At 50.9% G+C, this 2,874-nt stretch carries 1 pseudogene; it reads right to left on the bottom strand.

The features are described from left to right. Positions 1–2,874, bottom strand: a pseudogene (locus CU633_RS16795) (hypothetical protein); the annotation flags it as partial.

Below are 2,874 nucleotides of genomic sequence, written 5' to 3'. Positions count from 1 at the left end.
CATTCATAAAAATCGTCCCAGTCTTTCGGGCCTCTGCCGTCTCCATAGTACTTTTCGGATTTTTTATTTTTAGATCCCTTGTTATCACGATCGTCATCGTCATCCTCTTCATCGTCGTCCTCATCACGGTTGCCGTTGTGGCGGTCATCGTCATGCGAACTGGCATTGGCCAGGTTTATTTCATATGGATCGCCCTCGATTTCTCTCGCGGATGCTTTCGATCCGCCAAAGAAGTTGGCGATTCCATCCCAGAGGCTTTTGAAAAAGTCGGCGATCGCTTCCGCAATGGCGTTCAGCTTTTCTTGAATAAAAGCGACGACTCCATTTTCCTCTTCTTTTGATGATGGTTTTTGCGTTTTCTTTTCAGAGTCGTTTGTCTTTTCCTTTTTAGCTTGGGTCGTTTCTTTTACATCATCATCCGAAGGCGCTGAAGAAGCTGTTTCCGTTAAAACCGCATCTTCCACAGTTTCTTCTGGATTTGGTTCTTCTTCATTCGGCACCTCGCTCACAGCGGATTCTTCCTTCGATTCCGCAGTCAAGTTAGCCGTTTCGGATTTTTTGGCGGTTCTTCGTTCCGGTCCTTTTTCCGGATGCCTCCAGTGGTTCGGCGGAGAATGCTCGTCATCGTCATCCTCTTCATCGTCGTCCTCTTTGTATGTTTTCTCTCGGTAAGTCACTTCCGTCAGCCGGTATAAATCATCGTATGCGTAAGATGTTTTATAGCCGTGTTCGTCTGTCTCGGAAAGGCGGTTGCCGACCTGGTCATACGTGTACGACTGCGATGAATAAAATTCTTTCCCCTTGTTTTTCAGGGAGGTTAACTGATCCGCTTCGTCGTACTCGTAAGTCGTGACAATCCCGTTCGCCCGGCTCACGGACGCTTTTTGACCTTTGCCGTCATACGTATAGCTTGTCACATTTGCTTCCGGATCGGTCACTTTGACCATTTCATTGCGTTCATTGTATTCGTATTGGATGGCGCGCCCTTCCGGATCGACTACTTGCGTGCGGTTACCGGCGGCATCATACGCGAATCGGGTTGTTTTTTTCAATCCCGTATTGGTGGCGGCGGTCATCCGGTTCAGGCTGTCATATTCATACACTTCGTTTGTCACCGGGCTGGCTGCTTTGACCATGTTTCCGGCTCCATCATATGCATAGGAAAGCTGTTCATCGCCAAGGTCAATGCCGGTCAGCTCCTGGCGCTTGTTGTAGCTGTACTGGATCGTCTGGCCTTTCCGGTCCGTTTCCGCAGCGAGGTTCCCGGCCGGGTCATACGTGTAGCGGTGGACATCGCCGAGGGCATTGATTTCCCCGGTCACCCGGCCAAGCGCGTCGTACACCCACTCGGTTTGATTCCCTTTTGAATCGGTCAGTTTCGTTAATTGCCCGAGCTGGTCGTATAAATAAGCCGTCTTGTTGCCCAGTGCATCCGTCACGCCTGTCTGGTTGCTGACAGCGTCATAGCTGTAGGAGGTTACATTTCCTTTTGCATCCTTCACCGCGGTGATATTCCCGGATGCATCAAGCGTGTAGGATGTTTCCCGCCCTTTTGGATCGGTTTCCTTGACGAGGCGGTTCAGCTTGTCATAGGCATACGCCGTTGTATGGTTTTTCTGGTCGGTCAGGCTGGTCAGGTTGCCGGCTAAGTCATACCCGTAGGAAACACTGTAGCCAAGCGGGTCGGTGACCTTTGCCGGACGGCCTGCCTCATCATAGGCCAGGCTTGTCACAAAGCCGCGCACATCCTTGATCGTCGCAGGATTTCCGCTCTTTGTGTACGTATAGACCGTTTTTTGCCCGTTTGGATCGATGATCTCAAGGAGCTGGTTGTTTTTGTCATAGGTGTAGCCCCAGGCAACGCCACGCTCGTCGGTGAACGAGGTCAGATTGCCGGCCGCGTCATAACCCATCTTTGTCGTAAACCCTTCCGGATCGGCCACTTCTGTTGTATTTCCGATTTTGTCGTAAGCGAGCCTGGTGCTGTTTCCGAGTGCATCGGTAATTTTAACCAGTCTCTGCAAAGCATCATATTGATAGCTCGTCACTGCGCCAAGCGGGTCTTTCACCGATTCAAGCAAACCGGTTGGCGTATAGGTGTATTCCGTTTTTTTCTGGAGGGCGTTGATTTCCGCCACCATTTCGCCGGCAAGGTTAAACTGGAATTCGGTTTTTGCCCCGTTTTGCTGTGTGACCGAAACGAGATTGGCTGCCGCGTCATAGCCGTAATGAATCTCCCCGCCCGGACCGGTCACTTTTTCAAGCTGGTCAAGCGCGTCATAGCTGTATGTCGATACATGTCCTTCCGCATCTGTCACGGAGGCCATCCGGCCAAGGCCGTCATACGTCCATGAAGTCGCGTGGCCGTTTGGATCGGTCATGCCCTTAAGCTGGAGTTTCTCATCAAAAGAATAGACAGACACGGCATTTCCGGGTTCTGTGACCTTGATCGTTCTCTCTGCCAGATTGTATTGATACTTCGTTTCTTTTCCTTCCCCGTTGACATAACTGACAATCCGGCCAAGCGCATCATAATGGGCAGACACCGTATTCCCGAGAGCATCGGTCTGCTTGATGAGATTTCCCATTGCGTCATAATCAAATGACTGCGTTGCCTCGCGCGCATTGACAATCGAATTGATGAGGCCGAGGGAATTATAAGCATAGCGGATCGAATGTCCTTCCGGATCGGTTTCTTTCAGGAGCTGGCCGATGCTGTCGTATTCATAGCTCGTCACCTGTCCAAGCGGATCGGTGATGTTCTTCACCATCCCCAGGCTATTATAGGCAAAATGCGTTTCATATCCCAATGGGTCGGTGACCTTCGTGACCTGCTGGAGGTCATCGTAGTCATATTTCGTGACACGTCCGAGC

The organism is Bacillus sp. V3-13, assembly GCF_002860165.1.
GTDB lineage: Bacteria > Bacillota > Bacilli > Bacillales > Cytobacillaceae > Bacillus_BJ.
Note: the sequence above shows the minus strand (reverse complement) of the source record. Positions and strands in the feature narration are given on the sequence as shown.